This window comes from Micromonospora sp. WMMD956 (assembly GCF_029626125.1).
Classification (GTDB): Bacteria; Actinomycetota; Actinomycetes; order Mycobacteriales; family Micromonosporaceae; genus Micromonospora; species Micromonospora carbonacea.
The window spans coordinates 3,822,861-3,838,932 of the sequence record NZ_JARUBI010000005.1; the positions used below are offsets into that span (position 1 = coordinate 3,822,861).

16 protein-coding genes and 1 pseudogene are annotated in these 16,072 nt (G+C 72.6%); 8 read left to right on the plus strand and 9 right to left on the minus strand.

Features of this window, described 5'->3' with window-relative positions; all coding sequences use genetic code 11:
- Positions 1-3: 3 nt before the first annotated feature.
- Positions 4-183 (minus strand): hypothetical protein, encoded by a 180-nt coding sequence (locus O7628_RS17610; protein ID WP_278131994.1) that lies wholly within the window; start codon positions 181-183, stop codon positions 4-6.
- Entirely contained in the window at positions 180-1,301 is a 1,122-nt protein-coding gene (gene mycP / locus O7628_RS17615; RefSeq protein WP_278131995.1) for a type VII secretion-associated serine protease mycosin, read from the minus strand. The genes O7628_RS17610 and mycP overlap by 4 nt, the downstream gene beginning before the upstream one ends.
- A 942-nt stretch (positions 1,302-2,243) precedes the next feature.
- On the opposite strand from mycP, the gene O7628_RS32695 reads away from it, so the two are divergent.
- Complete coding sequence (locus tag O7628_RS32695; RefSeq protein WP_178063363.1) at positions 2,244-2,402, plus strand: hypothetical protein; 159 nt, start codon at positions 2,244-2,246, stop codon at positions 2,400-2,402.
- Between the two features lie 292 nt (positions 2,403-2,694).
- On the opposite strand, the gene O7628_RS17625 is transcribed toward O7628_RS32695, so the two are convergent.
- Both O7628_RS17625 and O7628_RS17630 read right to left on the minus strand, forming a co-directional pair.
- On the minus strand, positions 2,695-3,156 hold the full coding sequence (locus tag O7628_RS17625; protein WP_278131999.1) for a hypothetical protein: 462 nt from the start codon (positions 3,154-3,156) through the stop codon (positions 2,695-2,697).
- Between the two features lie 110 nt (positions 3,157-3,266).
- Entirely contained in the window at positions 3,267-3,479 is a 213-nt protein-coding gene (locus O7628_RS17630) for an acyl-CoA carboxylase subunit epsilon (RefSeq protein WP_278132000.1), read from the minus strand.
- 92 nt (positions 3,480-3,571) lie between these two features.
- On the opposite strand from O7628_RS17630, the pseudogene O7628_RS17635 reads away from it, so the two are divergent.
- Both O7628_RS17635 and O7628_RS17640 read left to right on the plus strand, forming a co-directional pair.
- Positions 3,572-5,041, plus strand: a pseudogene (locus O7628_RS17635) (protein kinase); the annotation flags it as partial.
- A 1,033-nt stretch (positions 5,042-6,074) separates the two neighbouring features.
- Positions 6,075-6,320: a hypothetical protein gene (locus O7628_RS17640; RefSeq protein ID WP_278132002.1), complete on the plus strand. Its 246-nt coding sequence runs from the start codon at positions 6,075-6,077 to the stop codon at positions 6,318-6,320.
- 155 nt (positions 6,321-6,475) lie between these two features.
- On the opposite strand, the gene O7628_RS17645 is transcribed toward O7628_RS17640, so the two are convergent.
- A complete protein-coding gene (locus O7628_RS17645) occupies positions 6,476-7,228 on the minus strand; it encodes a GH25 family lysozyme (RefSeq protein WP_043961879.1) in 753 nt (250 codons plus the stop codon).
- 140 nt (positions 7,229-7,368) lie between these two features.
- On the opposite strand from O7628_RS17645, the gene O7628_RS17650 reads away from it, so the two are divergent.
- The 3 genes from O7628_RS17650 (at position 7,369) to O7628_RS17660 (ending at position 9,711) form a co-directional block, all read left to right on the plus strand.
- A complete protein-coding gene (locus tag O7628_RS17650; RefSeq protein ID WP_278132005.1) occupies positions 7,369-8,112 on the plus strand; it encodes a M50 family metallopeptidase in 744 nt (247 codons plus the stop codon).
- A gap of 173 nt (positions 8,113-8,285) precedes the next feature.
- Positions 8,286-8,786 (plus strand): SigE family RNA polymerase sigma factor, encoded by a 501-nt coding sequence (locus tag O7628_RS17655; protein WP_074476710.1) that lies wholly within the window; start codon positions 8,286-8,288, stop codon positions 8,784-8,786.
- Complete coding sequence (locus tag O7628_RS17660; protein WP_278132008.1) at positions 8,779-9,711, plus strand: hypothetical protein; 933 nt, start codon at positions 8,779-8,781, stop codon at positions 9,709-9,711. Before O7628_RS17655 ends, O7628_RS17660 begins: the two co-directional genes overlap by 8 nt.
- Positions 9,712-9,871: 160 nt before the next feature.
- Here the strand turns inward: O7628_RS17660 and O7628_RS17665 are convergent, their stop codons facing one another.
- Positions 9,872-11,455, minus strand: coding sequence for an acyl-CoA carboxylase subunit beta (locus tag O7628_RS17665; RefSeq protein ID WP_278132010.1), 1,584 nt, complete (start codon positions 11,453-11,455; stop codon positions 9,872-9,874).
- Between the two features lie 245 nt (positions 11,456-11,700).
- Between O7628_RS17665 and O7628_RS17670 the strand changes: the two genes are divergently transcribed.
- Both O7628_RS17670 and O7628_RS17675 read left to right on the plus strand, forming a co-directional pair.
- The gene (locus tag O7628_RS17670) at positions 11,701-12,576 is read left to right on the plus strand and encodes a biotin--[acetyl-CoA-carboxylase] ligase (protein ID WP_278132012.1); all 876 of its coding nucleotides are present in this window, start codon (positions 11,701-11,703) and stop codon (positions 12,574-12,576) included.
- Between the two features lie 190 nt (positions 12,577-12,766).
- Positions 12,767-13,339: a PH domain-containing protein gene (locus tag O7628_RS17675; protein WP_278132014.1), complete on the plus strand. Its 573-nt coding sequence runs from the start codon at positions 12,767-12,769 to the stop codon at positions 13,337-13,339.
- A gap of 108 nt (positions 13,340-13,447) precedes the next feature.
- Here the strand turns inward: O7628_RS17675 and O7628_RS17680 are convergent, their stop codons facing one another.
- From O7628_RS17680 to O7628_RS17690, 3 genes are all read right to left on the minus strand, one after another.
- Entirely contained in the window at positions 13,448-14,155 is a 708-nt protein-coding gene (locus tag O7628_RS17680; RefSeq protein WP_278132016.1) for a MaoC/PaaZ C-terminal domain-containing protein, read from the minus strand.
- Between the two features lie 245 nt (positions 14,156-14,400).
- Positions 14,401-15,144 (minus strand): GtrA family protein, encoded by a 744-nt coding sequence (locus O7628_RS17685; protein WP_278132018.1) that lies wholly within the window; start codon positions 15,142-15,144, stop codon positions 14,401-14,403.
- A 62-nt stretch (positions 15,145-15,206) separates the two neighbouring features.
- Positions 15,207-15,767, minus strand: a complete 561-nt coding sequence (locus O7628_RS17690; protein WP_347405241.1) for a GtrA family protein — start codon at positions 15,765-15,767, stop codon at positions 15,207-15,209.
- Between the last annotated feature and the right edge of the window lie 305 nt (positions 15,768-16,072).

Genomic DNA, 16,072 nt, shown 5'->3' on the forward strand with positions numbered 1-16,072 from the left:
CCCTCACCTGCGCCGCCGCTGGCTGGCCGTGACCCCCTCCACCGCCTTGACCGACTTCACGTCGGCCGCCTTGACCGACTTCACGTCGGCCGCCTTGATCGACTTCATGTCGGCGACATTGCGGTATCCAGGCGGGTGGGACACCCCCATGTCGCCGACATGGCGTGACCGCTCACGGCTCATCGGCTTATCCGCGGTGGCGGGTCGTCACTCGCCCGCCGCCGTCGCGCCACCAGCGCCCAGGCTCCCGCAGCCGCCACGATGACCCCCAACGTGGCCAGTCCACGCGCCGTCGCCCCGCCGTCGCCCCCGCCGGCCGGCTCCGCGACCGCCGCCGTGGTCGGCCCGGTCGCGCCCGGCGCACCCGCCGTCGCCGACTCGAAACCCACCGGGGGTACGTCTGCCGTGAGCGCCGCGACCAGGTCGACGACGCCGTAGCCGTATTCGTCGTCACGACCGGGCGGCCCCTTGTCGACGGCGGTGGCGGTGAGGCGGTGGACGACCTCAGAGGCCGGCAGGTCGGGGTACTTGGACCGGACAAGAGCAGCGGCCCCCGCGACTATCGCAGTGGCACTGGAGGTACCCGTCCCTTTGGAGTACTTCCCCTCATAGCTGGTGCTATAAATATCTACTGCTGGGGCGGTAATGTCGATGGCGGATCCTGCAACCGACACCGCTGCAATATTCCCTGCCATGTCAATGCCGCCTACTGCTAGAACGCCCTCCTCCGAAGCGGGATAGCCGACGCCGATATCGAATGGTTTGTTGCCGGCGGCGGCGACAATAACGATATCTGCTTGAAGTGCGGTTCGAATGGCCCGCTGAAGTCGCTGGCTGGCACCGGCAACTGCGGAGATGCTTATTACGTCAGCGCCGTGGCGGCTGGCCCATTCGATGCTGATGGCTAGGTCTTCGGTGTCGCCTTTGCCGTCAATCTGCTTCGATCGTATGGGGAGAATCTTGGCTTCCGGGGCGATGCCGAGGGCGCCGACTCCTGTTATCTGCCCGTGTGCTGCGATGAGTCCAGCCATAGCCGTACCGTGACTGTCGTTGTCTATGCGGCCATCTCCGTCTTCTGATATATCTGTCCCGGGTAACAGGTTTCGCTCAAGGTCGGGATGGGGATCTACTCCGGTGTCGGGAACGGCGACAATGACTCCAGATCCCTGAGCGATTTTATGGGCTTCAGTGGCTTTCAGGAAGCGCAGGTGCCACTGATCACTCCGGATCCGATTTGCTCCATCCCGGATGGCCTCTGCCTCTGCCTTGCCGGTGAGGGCTGGTGCTGTGCCGCCAATCATTGCTAATGCCAGTGTTAAGCCGGCTGCCATGTGGCGATTCACCGATCAAGGCCGATAGCTGGGCCGGGATCTATGGGCCCATCATCATCTGTCGGTCTAACGACAGGTCGAACGCCATTAATAGTCTCCCAGGGGTGATCGGGGTCCCAGGCTCGATCTCCCTCGGGGCTTCTTCGGGTGCCCTCCTGTCGAGGTGTAGTTCCGAAGGGTTGAGTGCCGCTGTTGGGGGTGGTCAGGCTATGCATGCCTGCAATCTGAGCGCCACGACCGCCTCCGGGCCTAGAGCCCGCTGCTCCTGTCGGAGTGGTGCCAGCGCCGCCGCCTCCGATCACACCACCGATAGGGTTGACTCTGCGAGAAGCTGAGCTTCCTCCGGACTGTCCGGTATGCGCCCCCGGCGTGCCCCCTATGAGTCCGCTAGGGGGTAGGGGGCGATTCGGGTTCGTGGGTGGATTGCTGCCGGCTCCTCCGGCGGTCGGGCGAGCTGGAACGCTGAACTGTCCGGGTCCACTTTTAGTTGGGTCGGACCTAAGGGGGACTAGGGCGGATGGGAGGGTGGGCGGTACTCCAACAGAATGTGGTGAACTGGTTGGCTTGTTCGATGTTCCTTGAGGCAAGGATTGATTGTTCAAGGTCGAGGGGGAAGTTGTTCCACCAAGCACAGGGCCTATGCCTGGAGGTGCCGGAAATGAGGGGGTTGCTCTATTGATGGATTTGTGGATTATTTCTGGCCTTGATGCTGTTAGGGGGACTGGCGCTACTGGTGGAATAATGGGCACGCTGTCGACATAAATGTCAGGATTATCTGGCTGTCGGGGTGTCTTGGGTGAGGTCGGAGGTTGGCGGAGCATTACCTGGGCCTGTTGTAGTTCGCCGCTCAACCCGTACATCAGGTTCCGGGCCTGGACGTTGAGTCGCTCCAGGTCGGCGTCGGTCACCGGCTTGTCCGGCACGCGGGCGCCCATCGCCGCCTTCGGGTCGGCGGCGGTCGCCTCGTACGTCCGCTTCTGCTGGAGTTTCTCCACGTACTCGTCGTGCAGCGGTTTCAGCTCGGTGCGCGCGCTGCTGATCGCCCGGGTGGCGGCGGCGAGGGCGTCGTAGTTCGCGGCCGCCGCGTCGTGGGTGCGCTGCACCTTGTCGATGAGGTCGTCCAGCTCGCCGAGGTACGCCCGGGCGGCGGCGTTGGTCGCCGGGGGCCACGCCTCGGCGAGGCCGCGCCGGTATTCCTTGAGCCGACCCAGGTGCGCCCGCGCGAGGTCGCAGACCTTGCGCCAGCCGGCGACCTGTTTCCAGTGCCCGGCGGTGTCGTGGTCCTGGATGCAGGCCCACATGCTCAGCAGGTCCATCAGTCGCCAGTCGGTGAGGCCGGACGTCCGGCCGCTGCCCCGCTCGATCATGGCAGCACCGCCTGCCCCGGCCCGCTGTCCGGGCCGGTCGGATCGGGCAGCGCTGGCCTGGGTCGGCCCTGTCCGGTCCCGCCGGGGTTGGCGAGGGCCCGTTCCACGTCGGAGACGCGGGCGGCCGAGAAGGCGTCGGAGTCGGCGTACTGCGTGGCGATCCGGCCGGCTGCGGCGGCCAGGTGGCCGGTGGCCCCGCCGACGGACCAGACCATCGTGGCGGTGGCCTGCTGGGTCTCGTTGTGCGCCTTGAGGAACTGCACCAGCTCGACGAAGGCGTCGGCAGGGTTGGGGATCTGCGCCTTCATGTCGTCCGCGATGTACGACAGGTGCGGAGCGTAGTTCCGTTCGACCTCCGCCTGGAGCCTGTCGGCGAACTCGCGCATCTGGCGGATGTCGGCCTCGATGCTGCCGTAGCCGCTCAACCAGGGCGCTGGGCGGTCCTCCTCGGGGATCATCGGCCCTCCCGACCCGTCACGACACCGTTTCCCTGAGTGAGGCTAACCGGTGTCGACGACCTCCGGGAGTCCCCGACGGCGGCGGGGCGCGCCGCAGGGCGGCCGGAGGATCAGCGGGGCAGACCGGAGGCGCGCCAGGCGCCCGGCCCGGCGGCGAGAGCAGCGCCACGGGGGCGGCCGCTGCGGGCCCAGGCCGACGGCGCGGCCGGCTCGGGGGCTGCGGTGGGGCGGGTCCGGGCGACGATGACGCCGACCAGCGCGGCCAGTTCCTCGGCGGTCGGCACGCCCCGGGTCACCCGGAACAGCGGCTCATCGGCAGACATGCCTCCAGCGTACGCGTCGCGAACTTGACCTTCGTCGCACAGTGGCGTGCCGGCGGTGTGCGGCGGGCAACCGCCGGGTACCGTCTCCACCGATGTCGAACGCGCTTCCCCAACTTGTCGCCGACCGGTACCGGCTCCTCTCGCCGCTCGGCCAGGGCGGCATGGGTCGGGTGTGGAAGGCGCGCGACGAGGTGCTGCACCGGGACGTGGCGATCAAGGAACTGGTCCCGCCGCCCAGCCTCACCCCCGAGGAGCGCCGCGAGATGCGGGAGCGCTCGCTGCGGGAGGCCCGCGCGATCGCGCGGCTCAACCACGTCAACGTGGTGCGGATCTTCGACGTGCTGCGCACCGACGGCGACCCGTGGATCGTCATGGAGTACGTGGCGTCGAAGTCCCTTCAGGACACTCTCGCCGAGGACGGGCCGGTGTCGCCGGCCAAGGCGGTCGAGATCGGCCTGGGGGTGCTGGGCGCGCTGAACGCGGCGCACAAGGCCGGCGTGATGCACCGGGACGTCAAGCCGGGCAACGTGCTGCTCGGCACGGACGGCCGGGTGGTGCTGACCGACTTCGGCCTGGCGACGATCCCGGGCGACCCGAACGTGACGCGCACCGGCATGGTGCTGGGCTCCCCGGCGTACATTGCCCCGGAGCGGGCGCGCGACGGCACGGCGGGGCCGGAGGCCGACCTCTGGTCGCTGGGCGCGACGCTCTACGCGGCGGTGGAGGGCAAGTCGCCGTACGCCCGGCCGTCGGCGATCGCCACCCTGGCGGCGCTGGCCACCGAGCCGATGCCGCCGCCGCGGAACGCCGGCCCGCTGAAGCCGGTGCTCAACGGGCTGCTCCGCAAGGATCCGGCCGAACGGATCGACGCCGAGGTGGCCGAGCGGCTGCTGCGGAAGGCCGCCGGGCGGCGCTCCAGGACGATCTCGCTGCTCGACGGCGTACGCCGGCCGGGGCCCAACGGGCCGCGCGAGCCGCGGCCGCCGGTGGTGCCCGCACCGCGCCCCGCCGAGCAGCGCACGAGCCGGCCGGTCGTGCCGCCCGCGCCGCGTACCCCCGGAAGTGGCCTGGTCGCGGGCGGCGCGGCGGTGGCCGGCGACGACGCGACCGCGAAGGTCTCCCCGCCGAGCACGGACGCCGCGCCGACCGCGAAGGTCCCCTCGCCCGGAGTGGACGCCGCGCCGACCGCGAAGGTCGACCCGCCGGCGTCGGGCACGGACGCCGTGCCGACGGCGAAGGTCGCGGACACCGGCGCGCGGGCGGCCGACCCCACGGCGAAGCTTCCCGGTCCGGTCGCCGCGACCGGCGCCGACCGGGTCGCGGGGGCGTCGGTCGACGGGGGCGAGGAGCCACCGGCCGAGGAGGCCGACGAGGCCGGTTCCGGCGCGGTCACGGGCACCGGGGGCGCGGTCGACGGAGTCGACGCCGCCCCGGCCGGGCAGGTCGACGACACCCGGGTCGACCCGGGCCCCGCCGTGCCCGTGTCGCCCGCATCGCCCCCCATGTCGCCTGCGTCGTCCGCGTCGCCGGCATCGTCCGTGGAGCGGGCCGGGTCCTCCGGCGACCAGGCCGACCGGCCGCGCGACCAGGCCGACGCTTCCGACGCCCCGGCCGACCGGTCGCCGGAGGACACCGGGGCGCCGCGCGAGAAGGCCGGTCCGTCGCGCGGGTGGGCCGACCGGGCCCGCGGGCGGGGCGCGCCGACGTCGGTGCTGCCGGCCGCCGCCGATGCGCCATCCTCGTCGACGGGCCGGGCCGCGGTCGTTTCCGGTACGCAGCCCGAGCGCCGCCGCCGCAGCCTGCTGGTCGGGGCGCTCGTCGCGGTGCTGCTGCTCGGCCTGCTGGTGGCGGTGCCGCTGCTCGGCCGGGGCGACGACGACCCGGGGCCCGGCGACCCGCAGGCGGGCCTGTCCTCGGCGACGCCGTCGGCCGCCGCGCCGACCTCGCCCGCGCCGGCCAGCAGCAGCGCAGCGCCGCCCAGCCCGACGCCGTCGGCGAGCCCGTCGGTCGACCCGAATGCCCTGCCCGAGGGTTGGGTCCTGCACAAGGACCCGGCGGGCTTCTCGCTGCCCCTGCCGAAGGGATGGGTGCGGCGCAGCGTCGGGCAGAACACCATCGTGTTCGACGAGCGCGACGGGGTGGGCGAGCTGCTGGTGCAGTGGACGAGCACCCCGCTTGACGACGCCTACGCCGACTGGAAGGCGAAGGAGCCGGCCCGGAAGAACTACGTCAACGACTACCAGTATCTCAGCATCAAGCGTTGCGACTACTACAAGACGTGCGCGGACTGGGAGTGGCTGGAGACCCGCGACAACACCCGGATCCACGTCCGCAACCGGGGCTTCGTCACGGCCAAGAACCGGGGGTACGCCTTCCGCTGGGAGGTGGCCAACAAGGACTGGCAGGCGCGGCTGGCCGACTTCGACCGGATCGCCGAGGGCTTCGAGCCGGACCGGAAGGACTGAGCGCCCGGCCGGGTCGTCCGCTTGCCGCGCCCGGCCCGCTGAGCAGGCGATTCCCGCCGCCGTGAAAGTCGCTCGCATGACCTTGCATCGAACGGGGTACCTGATCCCGGACGACGCAAGGAGGTGCGACATGGGATACCGACGCAGGGACGCGCGGCCCCGGCTGGCACTGTGGATGCTCGTCGCGCTCGGTGACGTGGTGCTGCTGCTGGTCAGCGCGGGCCTTCCGGTGCTTCTCGTGACGGTGGGCGTCGTGGCGGCCGCCGTCGCCGGGGTGGCCGCCTGGCGCCTGACGCGGCGGGCCACGGTGGCCCGGGAGGACGCGATGCCGGCGCGGGCCGTCAACCCGCGCCTGGTAGACGCGCGCCGGGTGTAGACCCCGGCCAGGAGGCGAGCGCCGATCGTGAACGCCGGGAAGTGACGAGCCGGCGGCAGCCGGACCGACCGCCGACCGTACGGTCGCAGTCGATCCCGCTGCCGCCGACCACCGCCACGGGCGTGCCGCGACAGTCGGGCGGATAGTCGTGCGGATCAGGTGTTGTTGGCCAGGGCGATGAGCCGGCTGCGGTCGCCGTTCCAGTAGTTGCGGTCGACGTTGCCGCTGATGCCGGAGACGCTGCCGGACGCGGTGTACTGCCAGAAGCTCCAGACCGGCGCGCCGGCCGGCAGGGTGCCGGGGGTGCTCGACCAGCGGGCGAGCCACAGCGGGTGGTTCGCCCACGGGCCGGTCCAGCTGCCGGTGCACTGGTTCCACCAGCTCGTGGTGGTGTAGATGACCGCGTACCGGCCGGTGCGCGACCGGTAGGTGTTCAGGAAGTCCTGGATCCAGCTGCGCATCCCCGACGTGCTGAGGCCGTAGCAGGTGCCGCCGCTGTACGGGTTGGCCTCGACGTCCAGCGCGGCCGGCAGGGTGCGGCTGTCCGCCGACCACGCGCCGCCGTTGCTGGCCAGGTAGTTGGCCTGGGTGGCGCCGGAGGAGATGTTCGGCCGGGCGAAGTGGTACGCCCCGCGGATCACCCCGGCGTTGTAGGAGTTGACGTAGTTGGCGTTGAAGTTCGGGTCCTTGTAGCTCGTGCCCTCGGTGGCCTTGATGAACGCGAACTCGATGCCCGCGTTGCGGACGCTCGTCCAGTTGATCGACCCCTGGTAGTGGGAGACGTCGACGCCGGCGGTGGTGGCGGCGGCCGCCGGGCCCGTCGTGGCGACGAGGGCGGTGGCCGCTGCCGCTACGGCGGTGATCCCCGCCGCGATCAGTCGGCGCAGCGTGAATCCGGTACGGATCATGGGTTCCTCCAGAGGGACGCCATTCGATTGACATCCATCTTTGGAGCTAGTTGCCCTAGATCACAAGGTGTCCAAAGGAAAGTTTCATCCTGCCGCGCGGTGCGACCCGGACCCGGCCGGGGCCGGTAGGCTCGCGCCCCATGGTGGCGATCGACGAGCTGGGCACGCTCTGGGACAAGCTGTTCTCCGCGCAGCCCGACCCGCCGCCGCTGCTCGTCGTCGTCACCGCCGCGGTGGCGCTGGCCGTGGTCGCCACCCGGCTACCCTGGCGGATCGCCCGCAACGCCGTCACCATCGCGCACGAGGGCGGACACGCCCTCGCCGCCCTGCTGACCGGCCGCCGGCTGCACGGCATCCGGCTGCACTCGGACACCTCCGGGCTGACCCTCTCCGCCGGTCGCCCCACCGGTCCCGGCATGATCCTCACCCTGCTCGCCGGCTACGTCGCGCCGTCGCTGGTCGGCCTCGCCGGCGCCTGGCTGCTCGGCGGCAACCGGATCACCCTGCTGCTCTGGATCGCCGTGGCGCTGCTGCTGGCCATGCTGGTCATGGTCCGCAACGCCTTCGGCGTGGTGTCGCTGCTGGCCACCGGCGGGGTGGTGCTCGTCGTCTCCTGGTACGCCTCGCCGGACGTCCAGGCCGCCTTCGCCTGGACGTCGGTGTGGTTCCTGCTCCTCGGCGGCGTACGGCCCGTCGTCGAGCTCCAGCGGCTGCGCTCCCGGGGCCGGATGCCGGAGTCCGACGCCGACCAGCTGGCCCGGCTCACCCCGTTCCCGCCCCTGTTCTGGGTCGCGCTGTTCGCGCTGGTGAACCTGCTGGCGCTGGCCGTCGGCGCGGCGCTGCTGGCCGGCCCGATCCTCACCGACGCCGGCCTGACCGTCTGACGGCCCGACCCGACCGGGCGGGCGCACCGCCGGGAGCGGGCGACCCCGACCGGGTGGTGGGGCCGGCGGGAACGGGCGGCCGACCGGGGCGGTGGGAACCGGTGGGCAGACCGGGCAACCGACCGACCCGTCCCGCGCGTGTCCCCTGCGACAGGACGCGGGGGAGACAACGGATGCCGGAAGTCGACGGGTTCGACGAGTTCTACCGGGGCAGCCGGCAACGGCTGCTCGGCTTCGTCTACGCGCTCACCGGCAACCTCGCCGAGGCGCAGGACGCCGTGCAGGAGGCGTACATCCGGGCGTGGCAGCGCTGGTCCACGGTGGCCGGCTACGACGACCCCGAGGCCTGGGTCCGCGTCGTCGCCTCCCGCATCGCGGTCAGCCGGTGGCGCAGCCTGCGCAGCCGCGCGCGGGCGTACCTGCGGCACGGCGTCGACGACAGCACGCCCGCGCCGAGCACCGACACCGTCGCGGTGGTGGCCGCGCTGCGTCAGCTCCCCGAGGAGCAGCGCACCGCCCTCGCCCTGTACTACCTGCTCGGCATGCCCGTCACCGAGGTGGCGCGGGAGACCGCCGCCCCGGTCGGCACCGTGAAGGCCCGACTCTCCCGGGGGCGCACCGCGCTCGCCGGGCTGCTCGCCGTCTCTGACCTCGAGGAGGCCGCCGATGCGTGACGACCACGACGTGGACCACCTGGCCGACCTGGCGTTCGTCGAACGGATGCGGCGGGACCTGCGGGACGTACGCTGGCTCGAACCGGCGGAGATCCGCGTCCGGGCCCGCCGCCGCAGCCGGCGTACGGCGCTGGCGGCGGCGACCGCCGTGCTGGCCGTGCTCTCGGGCTTCGCCGTGGCGGCCGGCGGCCGGGCCGGGCACCTCGCGCCACCGGCGGGCCAGCGGCTCTCCTCGAACGGCGCGGAGCCGGCCGGCCGGGCCGAGATCCCACAGGAGGCCCTGCTGGACCCGACCGAGGTGGGCGCGCCGAGCGACGTGCGGCTGGGCGACTCGGGGCTCCAGGAGCCGATCCGGATCGACCCGCTGCTCCAGTCGTGCGCCGGGGAAAGGGGGCTGGCGGCGGAGCCGCCCGTGTCCCGGTACTCCCGGTCGCAGACCCTGCTCCAGAGGGCCGCGCCCGACAAGGACCAGCCGGGCGGCTTCTGGGTCCTCACCCAGGACGTCTACCGCCTTTCCCCGAGGGCCGCCACCCGGCTGTTCGTCGACCTGGCCGCGACGATGGCGGCCTGCGACACCTGGCACGAGTCGCGGCCGATGCAGTGGGTCGGCGGGCCTGTCACGGTCTCGGTGACGCACACCTGGCGGGCCGCCTCGGCCGACTTCGCCGGCGACCAGGCCGTCGTGCTGCAGCGCACCTCGTCGACTCCCGTGGACGTGGCGACGGGGAAGCCGCTCGATCTGCAGCCGTCGACGGAGACCCTGCTGCTGGTCAGGGTCGGTGACCTGGTCACCGTGATCGTGCCGGCGAGCGGGCTCGGCTTCGACCTGCCGGCGGCCGACCGCCGGGCGGGCGACACGGAGCTGCTCGAACTGGGCCGCGCGGCGGCCCGCCGGATGTGCCTCGCCGCCAACCCGGCCTGCTGACGTCCGCCGGCCCCGTCGCCGCTGGCCCGCGGGTGGCGCGGCCCGCGGATGGCGCGGCCACGGGTGCCGGGGCCTGCGGGTGGCGCGGCCACGGGTGCCGGGGCGTTTGGAAGGGGCCCCTGCTATGCAGAATGCGTTAACAGGGGGCCCTTCCTTGCACCTAGAGCGGGATGTTGCCGTGCTTCTTCGGCGGGAGCGTCTCGCGCTTGGTGCGCAGCACCCGCAGCGCCCGGACGATCTGGGTACGCGTCTCGTGCGGCGGGATCACCGAGTCGACGTACCCCCGCTCGGCGGCGATGTACGGGTTGGCGAGGGTGTCCTCGTACTCGGCGATCTTCTCGGCGCGCACGGCGGCCGGGTCCTCGGCGGCGGCCAGCTCCTGCCGGTAGAGGATGTTCACCGCGCCCTGCGCGCCCATCACCGCGATCTGCGCGGTGGGCCAGGCGAAGTTCAGGTCCGCGCCGAGGTGCTTGGAGCCCATCACGTCGTACGCCCCGCCGTACGCCTTGCGGGTGATCACGGTGACCTTCGGGACGGTCGCCTCGGCGTACGCGTAGATGAGCTTCGCGCCCCGGCGGATGATGCCGTCCCACTCCTGGCCGGTGCCGGGCAGGAAACCGGGGACGTCCACGAAGGTCAGCACGGGGATGTTGAACGCGTCGCAGGTGCGCACGAACCGGGCGGCCTTCTCCGACGCGGCGATGTCCAGGGTGCCGGCGAAGTGCATCGGCTGGTTGGCCACCACGCCGACCGGGCGGCCCTCGACGCGGCCGAAGCCGACCACCATGTTCTGCGCGTACAGCGGTTGGACCTCCAGGAACTCCCCGTCGTCGAGGACGTGCTCGACGACCCGGTGCATGTCGTACGGCTGGTTGGCCGAGTCGGGGATCAGCGTGTCCAGCTCCCGGTCGGCGTCGCTCACCGCCAGGTCGGCCGGGGCGTCGACGACCGGCGGCTCGTCCAGGTTGTTCGACGGCAGGTACGACAGCAGCGCCTTGACGTACTCGATCGCGTCGTCCTCGTCCGCGCCGAGGTAGTGCGCGTTGCCGCTGCGCGCGTTGTGGGTGCGGGCCCCGCCCAGCTCCTCCATGCCCACGTCCTCGCCGGTGACCGTCTTGATCACGTCGGGGCCGGTGATGAACATGTGCGAGGTCTGGTCGACCATCACGGTGAAGTCGGTGACCGCCGGGGAGTAGACCGCGCCGCCCGCGCACGGGCCCATGATCAGGGAGACCTGCGGGATGACGCCGCTGGCCCGCACGTTGCGGAAGAAGATCTCGCCGTAGAGCCCGAGGGACGCCACGCCCTCCTGGATGCGGGCCCCGCCCGAGTCGTTGATGCCGATCACCGGGCAGCCGATCTTCATGGCGAGGTCCATCACCTTGACGATCTTGGAGCCGAAGACCTCACCGAGGGAGCCGCCGAAGACCGTGAAGTCCTGCGCGAAGACGCACACCTGCCGGCCGTCGACCGTGCCGTAGCCGGTGATCACCCCGTCGCCGTACGGGCGGGTGCGGTCCAGGCCGAAGTTGGTGGACCGGTGCCGGGCGAACTCGTCCAGCTCGACGAAGGACCCCTCGTCGAGCAGCAGCTCGATCCGCTCCCGTGCCGTCTTCTTGCCCCGGGCGTGCTGCTTGGAGACCGCGCGCGCCGACCCGGCGTGCACCGCCTCGTCGACCCGTCGCTCCAGGTCCGCCAGCTTGCCCGCCGTGCTGTGGATGTTGATCCCGGTCTCGTTGGTCACCCACGGAATATAACGATGGTTCAGGTGGCCGACGGTGTGCAGTACGCCTCAGTAACCGCGCCGGACCAGGCCCGCCACCCAGCGAAGCCGCCACCCGCCACCCAGCGAAGCCGCCACCCGCCGCCGAGCGGGGCCGGCACCCGCCGCCGAGCGAGCGGGAAGCTGCCACCGGACGCGGCCGGCGGTGCCGGCCGTCGGGCGGGCGGCGTCCGCCGCAGTGGGCAGGCGGGCCGTAGGCTGGCGGGATGCCCGGCTCGCCGTACACCGACCTGGACCGCCCGCCGCTGTCGGCGGCCCGGCTGCGCCGCGCGCTGACCGCCCCGCACGGCCCGTGGGCCCGGCTGGAGCTGCGCGCCGAGACCGGATCGACCAACGCGGACGTGGCGGAGGCGGCCCGGTCCGGCGAGCCGGAGGGCCTCGTGGTGGTCGCCGAGCGGCAGACCGCCGGCCGGGGGCGACGCGACCGGGTCTGGCAGTCGCCGGCCCGCGCCGGCATCGCGGCCAGCGTGCTGCTGCGGCCCGGCGAGGCCGTCGCGGAGCGCGGCTGGCCGGCGGTACCCGCCTCGGGGTACGGCTGGCTGCCGCTGCTCGCCGGCGTCGCGCTCGTCGAGGCGGTGGCCCGGCTCGCCGAGCTGGACGCCGCCCTCAAGTGGCCCAACGACCTGCTGATCGGCGACGCCAAGTGCGCCGGCATCCTGGCCGAGGCGGTGCCCGGCCCGACGCCGGAGCAGCCCCCGGCGATCGTCCTCGGCATCGGCCTCAACGTCACCCTGCGCGCCGACGAGCTGCCGGCGAACCCGACCGGCCTGCCGGCCACCTCGCTCCAGCTCGCCGGTGCCGCCGCCACCGACCGGGACCCGCTGCTGCGCGCCCTGCTGCGCTCCGTCGCCGACTGGTACGACCGTTGGCGCTGCGCCGGTGGCGACGCGGTGGCCAGCGGCCTGCGCGAGGCGTACGTGGCGGCCTGCGCGACGGTCGGCCGATCGGTGCGGGTGCTGCTGCCCGGCGGGCAGGAGGTGACCGGCACCGCGACCGGCGTGGACGCCGACGGCCGGCTGCTGGTCGACACGCCGGCCGGCCCACGCACCCTGGCGGCGGGCGACGTCCTGCACCTGCGGTGAAAGGAAGGGCCCCTTGTTAACGCCTACGGTAGAGAAGGGTTCCCTTCTCACACCCCGGGCCGGCGGGGGCCGCAGGCCCCACCGCGACGGTCGCCGCGCGGCACGCGCGGGAACCACCGCACCGGTTGATCCGCGCGGGGGCGTCGACCCGCTACGGTCAGCTCGTCCGTTTCTGGCGAGGAGGTTCGGCGTGGCGTTTCCCGAAGACGTGCTCACCGAGGACGAGCACGTCGTGTTGCACCTGCACCCGCACTGGAAGGCCGTGGTGCGTCCGGTCCTGGTGCTGGTGCTCGCCGTCGCGGCGGTGGTGGCGGGCTGGATCCTGCTCCCGGACGGCGACGCCGCGGCCGTCGCGCTGTACGTCCTCGCGGGGCTGGCGGCGGTGCTGGTGCTCTGGCTCGGGCTCTGGCCGTTCCTGGTCTGGCGCAGCACCCACTACCTGTTCACGAACGAACGGGTGCTGCTCCAGCAGGGCGTCCTCTCCCGGGACCGGCGGGACATCCCGCTCACCCGGATCAACGACCACGCGATGAGCCAGCGTTTCGTCGAGCGGCTGCTCGGCTGCGGCACCCTGACCATCGAGTCGGCCGGCGAGCGGGGGCAGTCGGTGCTCACCGACGTCCCGCACGTCGACAAGGTCCAGACCAAGCTGTACGAGTTGGTCGAGGCGCACCACGACAAGCACTCCCTCGGCGACGGCGAGATGCGCGAGATCCTCGCGGACATGCGCGAGGGCAAGCCGTTGCGCGACCCGTCGGCCTGACCCCGCCCCGCACGGGAGACAGGACGGCCAGGCCGGCCCGGTCGCGTGACGGGCAGGGCGCGTGACGGGCAGGGCGCGTGACAGCAGGCCGTGACGGGCACGGGACGGTCAGCCGGGCCGGAGGGTGAACCAGCCGCGGAAGCGGGTGCGCAGCACCTCCTGGGCCGGCTGACCGTCGGGGCCGAGGCGGAACATGGTGCCGCTGAGGCTGACGGTGCCGAGCCCGGGGCGGGCGGTGGAGGGACGGGCGCCCATCACGTCCAGGCGGGCCGCCAGGCGGTCGCCGGCGCGGACCGGGGCCAGCCAGCGCAGCTCCTCCAGGCCGGGGGAGGCGTCCGCTGCGGCCCGGGCGAGCACGTGGTCGACGTACGCGCGCATGAAGAGGCTGACCGTGTAGAAGCCGCTGGCGATCAGCCCGCCGTGGTGGCTCGCGGCGGCGCGCTCGGCGTCGACGTGGTACCACTGCGGGTCGAACCGGCGGGCGAAGGCGACCATCTCGGCGCCGTCGACGCGCACCTCGCCGAGGTCGAAGGTGCGCCCGGGCGTCAGGTCCTCGAAGAAGAGCTCGGCCGGCGCGCCGGTGCCCGACCGGGCCGGCCCGGTCACCTCCGGCGGGCCCGCCGGCCCGTTCGCGCCCGCCGGCCCGTTCGCGCCCGCCGGCCCGTTCGCGCCCGCCGGCCCGTTCGCGCCCGCCGACCCGTTCGTTACCGCCGGGCCGTTCGCGCCTGCCGGGCCGTTGGCGCTGGCTGGTCCATTCGCGCCCGCCGGGCCGCCGGCTGCGCTCGGCGCGGGAACCGTGGCCGCTGCGGCAGCCACGGCCTGCGGGGCAGCCACGGCCTGCGGGCCAGCCACGACCGGCGGGGCAGCCGTGACCGGTGCGGGAGCCACGCTCGCTGCGGAAGCCGGGCCCGGTGCGGGAGCCGCGCTCCGTGCGGGCGCTGTGGCCGGTGCGGGTACCGCTGTCGGCTCCGGGGCTGCGGTCGGCTCCGGGGCTGCGGTCGGCTCCGGGGCTGCGGTCGGCTCGGGAGCAGCGGTCGCGGTCGTCATCTCGGTCACCTCACTCACCGCCGGCGTCGGCGGGTGCCGGCGTGCAGCTCCTCGGCGAGTTCGGCCGCCAGGTCGCCGTCGAGCGCGTTGCCGAGCGCCGCGTCGGCCGGCGCGGGCCGGCCCTGGGCGGGTGTCGGGACCCCGTACGCGGTGGCGGGCTCGTCGGGGTGGACCGCCGGCCGTCGCCCGGCGGGGCCCGGCTTCGGCTCGGACTCCTCCAGCTCGGTGACGGACTCGGCCAGCTCGGCCACCGGGTCCAGCTCTGCCATCGTGTCCCACTCGTCGCGCGGGATGGTGTGCCAGGTGTCGGCCGCCGGTTCGGCGGGGGCGGGCTGGAAGACGAACGTCCGGTAGGACCAGAAGCGGAACAGGGTGGCCAGCAGCACGCCGCCGGTCTTCGCCACGTTGAGGGCGAGCAGGCTGGTCATGCCGAGGCCGTACTTGGCCGCCGCGAGGACACCGAGCTCGATGAGCAGGCCGGTCGCGTTGAACAGGAAGAAAAGGGCGTATTCGCGCCGCAGCGCCGATTTCGGGCGATCCCGGTACGTCCAGTGCCTGTTCATCAGATACGACGTGATCGTCGCCACGATGGTGGCGACGACGGTCGCCTTGAGTTGGCCGTCGCGGAACACCGTTAGTGCCAGTGCGTTGAACACGGCGTAATTGATGGCGGTGTTGATGCCGCCGACGACGCCGAATTTGAGCGCCTCGTGGATGAACTTCTGCCAGCGCTCAGGCAGCAGACGGACAAGACGCATGCGCAACACCTTAGGCGAGTGGGCGGGCCGGGCCGGTCCGGCCGGACGAGATGGGCGGCGGGTCACGCCGGAGGATCCCGGTCGGTCGCCGCCTCCGTGGCCGTCCGGGTTCCCGCTTCCGCGACCTTCGGGGTTCCCGCTTCGGCGAAGACGAACCGTCGGTACGACCAGAACCGGAACAGCGTGCCGAGCCCGGTGCCCACGACGAAGCTGGCGATGTTGTCGGCGAGCGCGGTCTGGAAGACCCCGGGCCAGATGGCGCCCAGGCCGTACCGGCTGATGGCGAGGCAGGCCACCGCGATGCCCATGCCCACCCCGTTGAAGAAGAAGAACAGCGCGTACTCGCGCGCGGGGTTGGAGCGCTGGCGGTGCCGCCACGTCCAGAACCGGTTGCCGAGGAAGGCCACGCTCGCGGCGATCACCGTGGAGATCGTCTTCGCGGTGACCTGCTCGATGCCCCTGGCGTTGGCGAGGTAGTTGAACAGCGCGATGTCGACGACGAACGCGACGCTGCCCACGGTGGCGAACTTGCTCAGCTCGCGGATCAGGTGACCGAAGCGGTCGATGAGGGCACGGACGATGCCGGGTCGGGTCGGCGGGGACCCTGATTGGTCACCGGTCATCGTCGCGGCCACCCGCTGAGCGTACCGGTTGCCCGCTGCGCGGGCGGGTAGCTGCGACCGGGCGGCGGCGGTGGCGTGCCCGGCGGGCCGGGAGCGAACGGAGCGTAACCGCTCGGGCCGTTATTCGCGGATCGTTTCGGGAATGCGCATCCGCGCACAGTTTCGCGCGTTCCGTCGGCGGTTCGCCGTTGTCACCGCAACTCTCATCAGCACCACCCGTCGCGCCGGGCCCGCCGGTTCCCGTAGGGCCCGGACCTCGGCGAAGGTCGCGGAGGAATTTGCGTGAAACTGCGCGTGAAAGCGGG

Coding starts and splice junctions, on each gene's coding strand:
- O7628_RS17645 (WP_043961879.1), bottom strand. CDS start 7,228: ATGATCCGTACCGGATTCACGCTGCGCCGACTGATCGCGGCGGGGATC.
- O7628_RS17610 (WP_278131994.1), bottom strand. CDS start 183: ATGAGCCGTGAGCGGTCACGCCATGTCGGCGACATGGGGGTGTCCCAC.
- O7628_RS17685 (WP_278132018.1), bottom strand. CDS start 15,144: ATGCGTCTTGTCCGTCTGCTGCCTGAGCGCTGGCAGAAGTTCATCCAC.
- O7628_RS17660 (WP_278132008.1), top strand. CDS start 8,779: ATGCGTGACGACCACGACGTGGACCACCTGGCCGACCTGGCGTTCGTC.
- O7628_RS17655 (WP_074476710.1), top strand. CDS start 8,286: ATGCCGGAAGTCGACGGGTTCGACGAGTTCTACCGGGGCAGCCGGCAA.
- O7628_RS17690 (WP_347405241.1), bottom strand. CDS start 15,767: ATGACCGGTGACCAATCAGGGTCCCCGCCGACCCGACCCGGCATCGTC.
- mycP (WP_278131995.1), bottom strand. CDS start 1,301: ATGATTGGCGGCACAGCACCAGCCCTCACCGGCAAGGCAGAGGCAGAG.
- O7628_RS17630 (WP_278132000.1), bottom strand. CDS start 3,479: ATGTCTGCCGATGAGCCGCTGTTCCGGGTGACCCGGGGCGTGCCGACC.
- O7628_RS17640 (WP_278132002.1), top strand. CDS start 6,075: ATGGGATACCGACGCAGGGACGCGCGGCCCCGGCTGGCACTGTGGATG.
- O7628_RS17650 (WP_278132005.1), top strand. CDS start 7,369: ATGGTGGCGATCGACGAGCTGGGCACGCTCTGGGACAAGCTGTTCTCC.
- O7628_RS17670 (WP_278132012.1), top strand. CDS start 11,701: ATGCCCGGCTCGCCGTACACCGACCTGGACCGCCCGCCGCTGTCGGCG.
- O7628_RS17625 (WP_278131999.1), bottom strand. CDS start 3,156: ATGATCCCCGAGGAGGACCGCCCAGCGCCCTGGTTGAGCGGCTACGGC.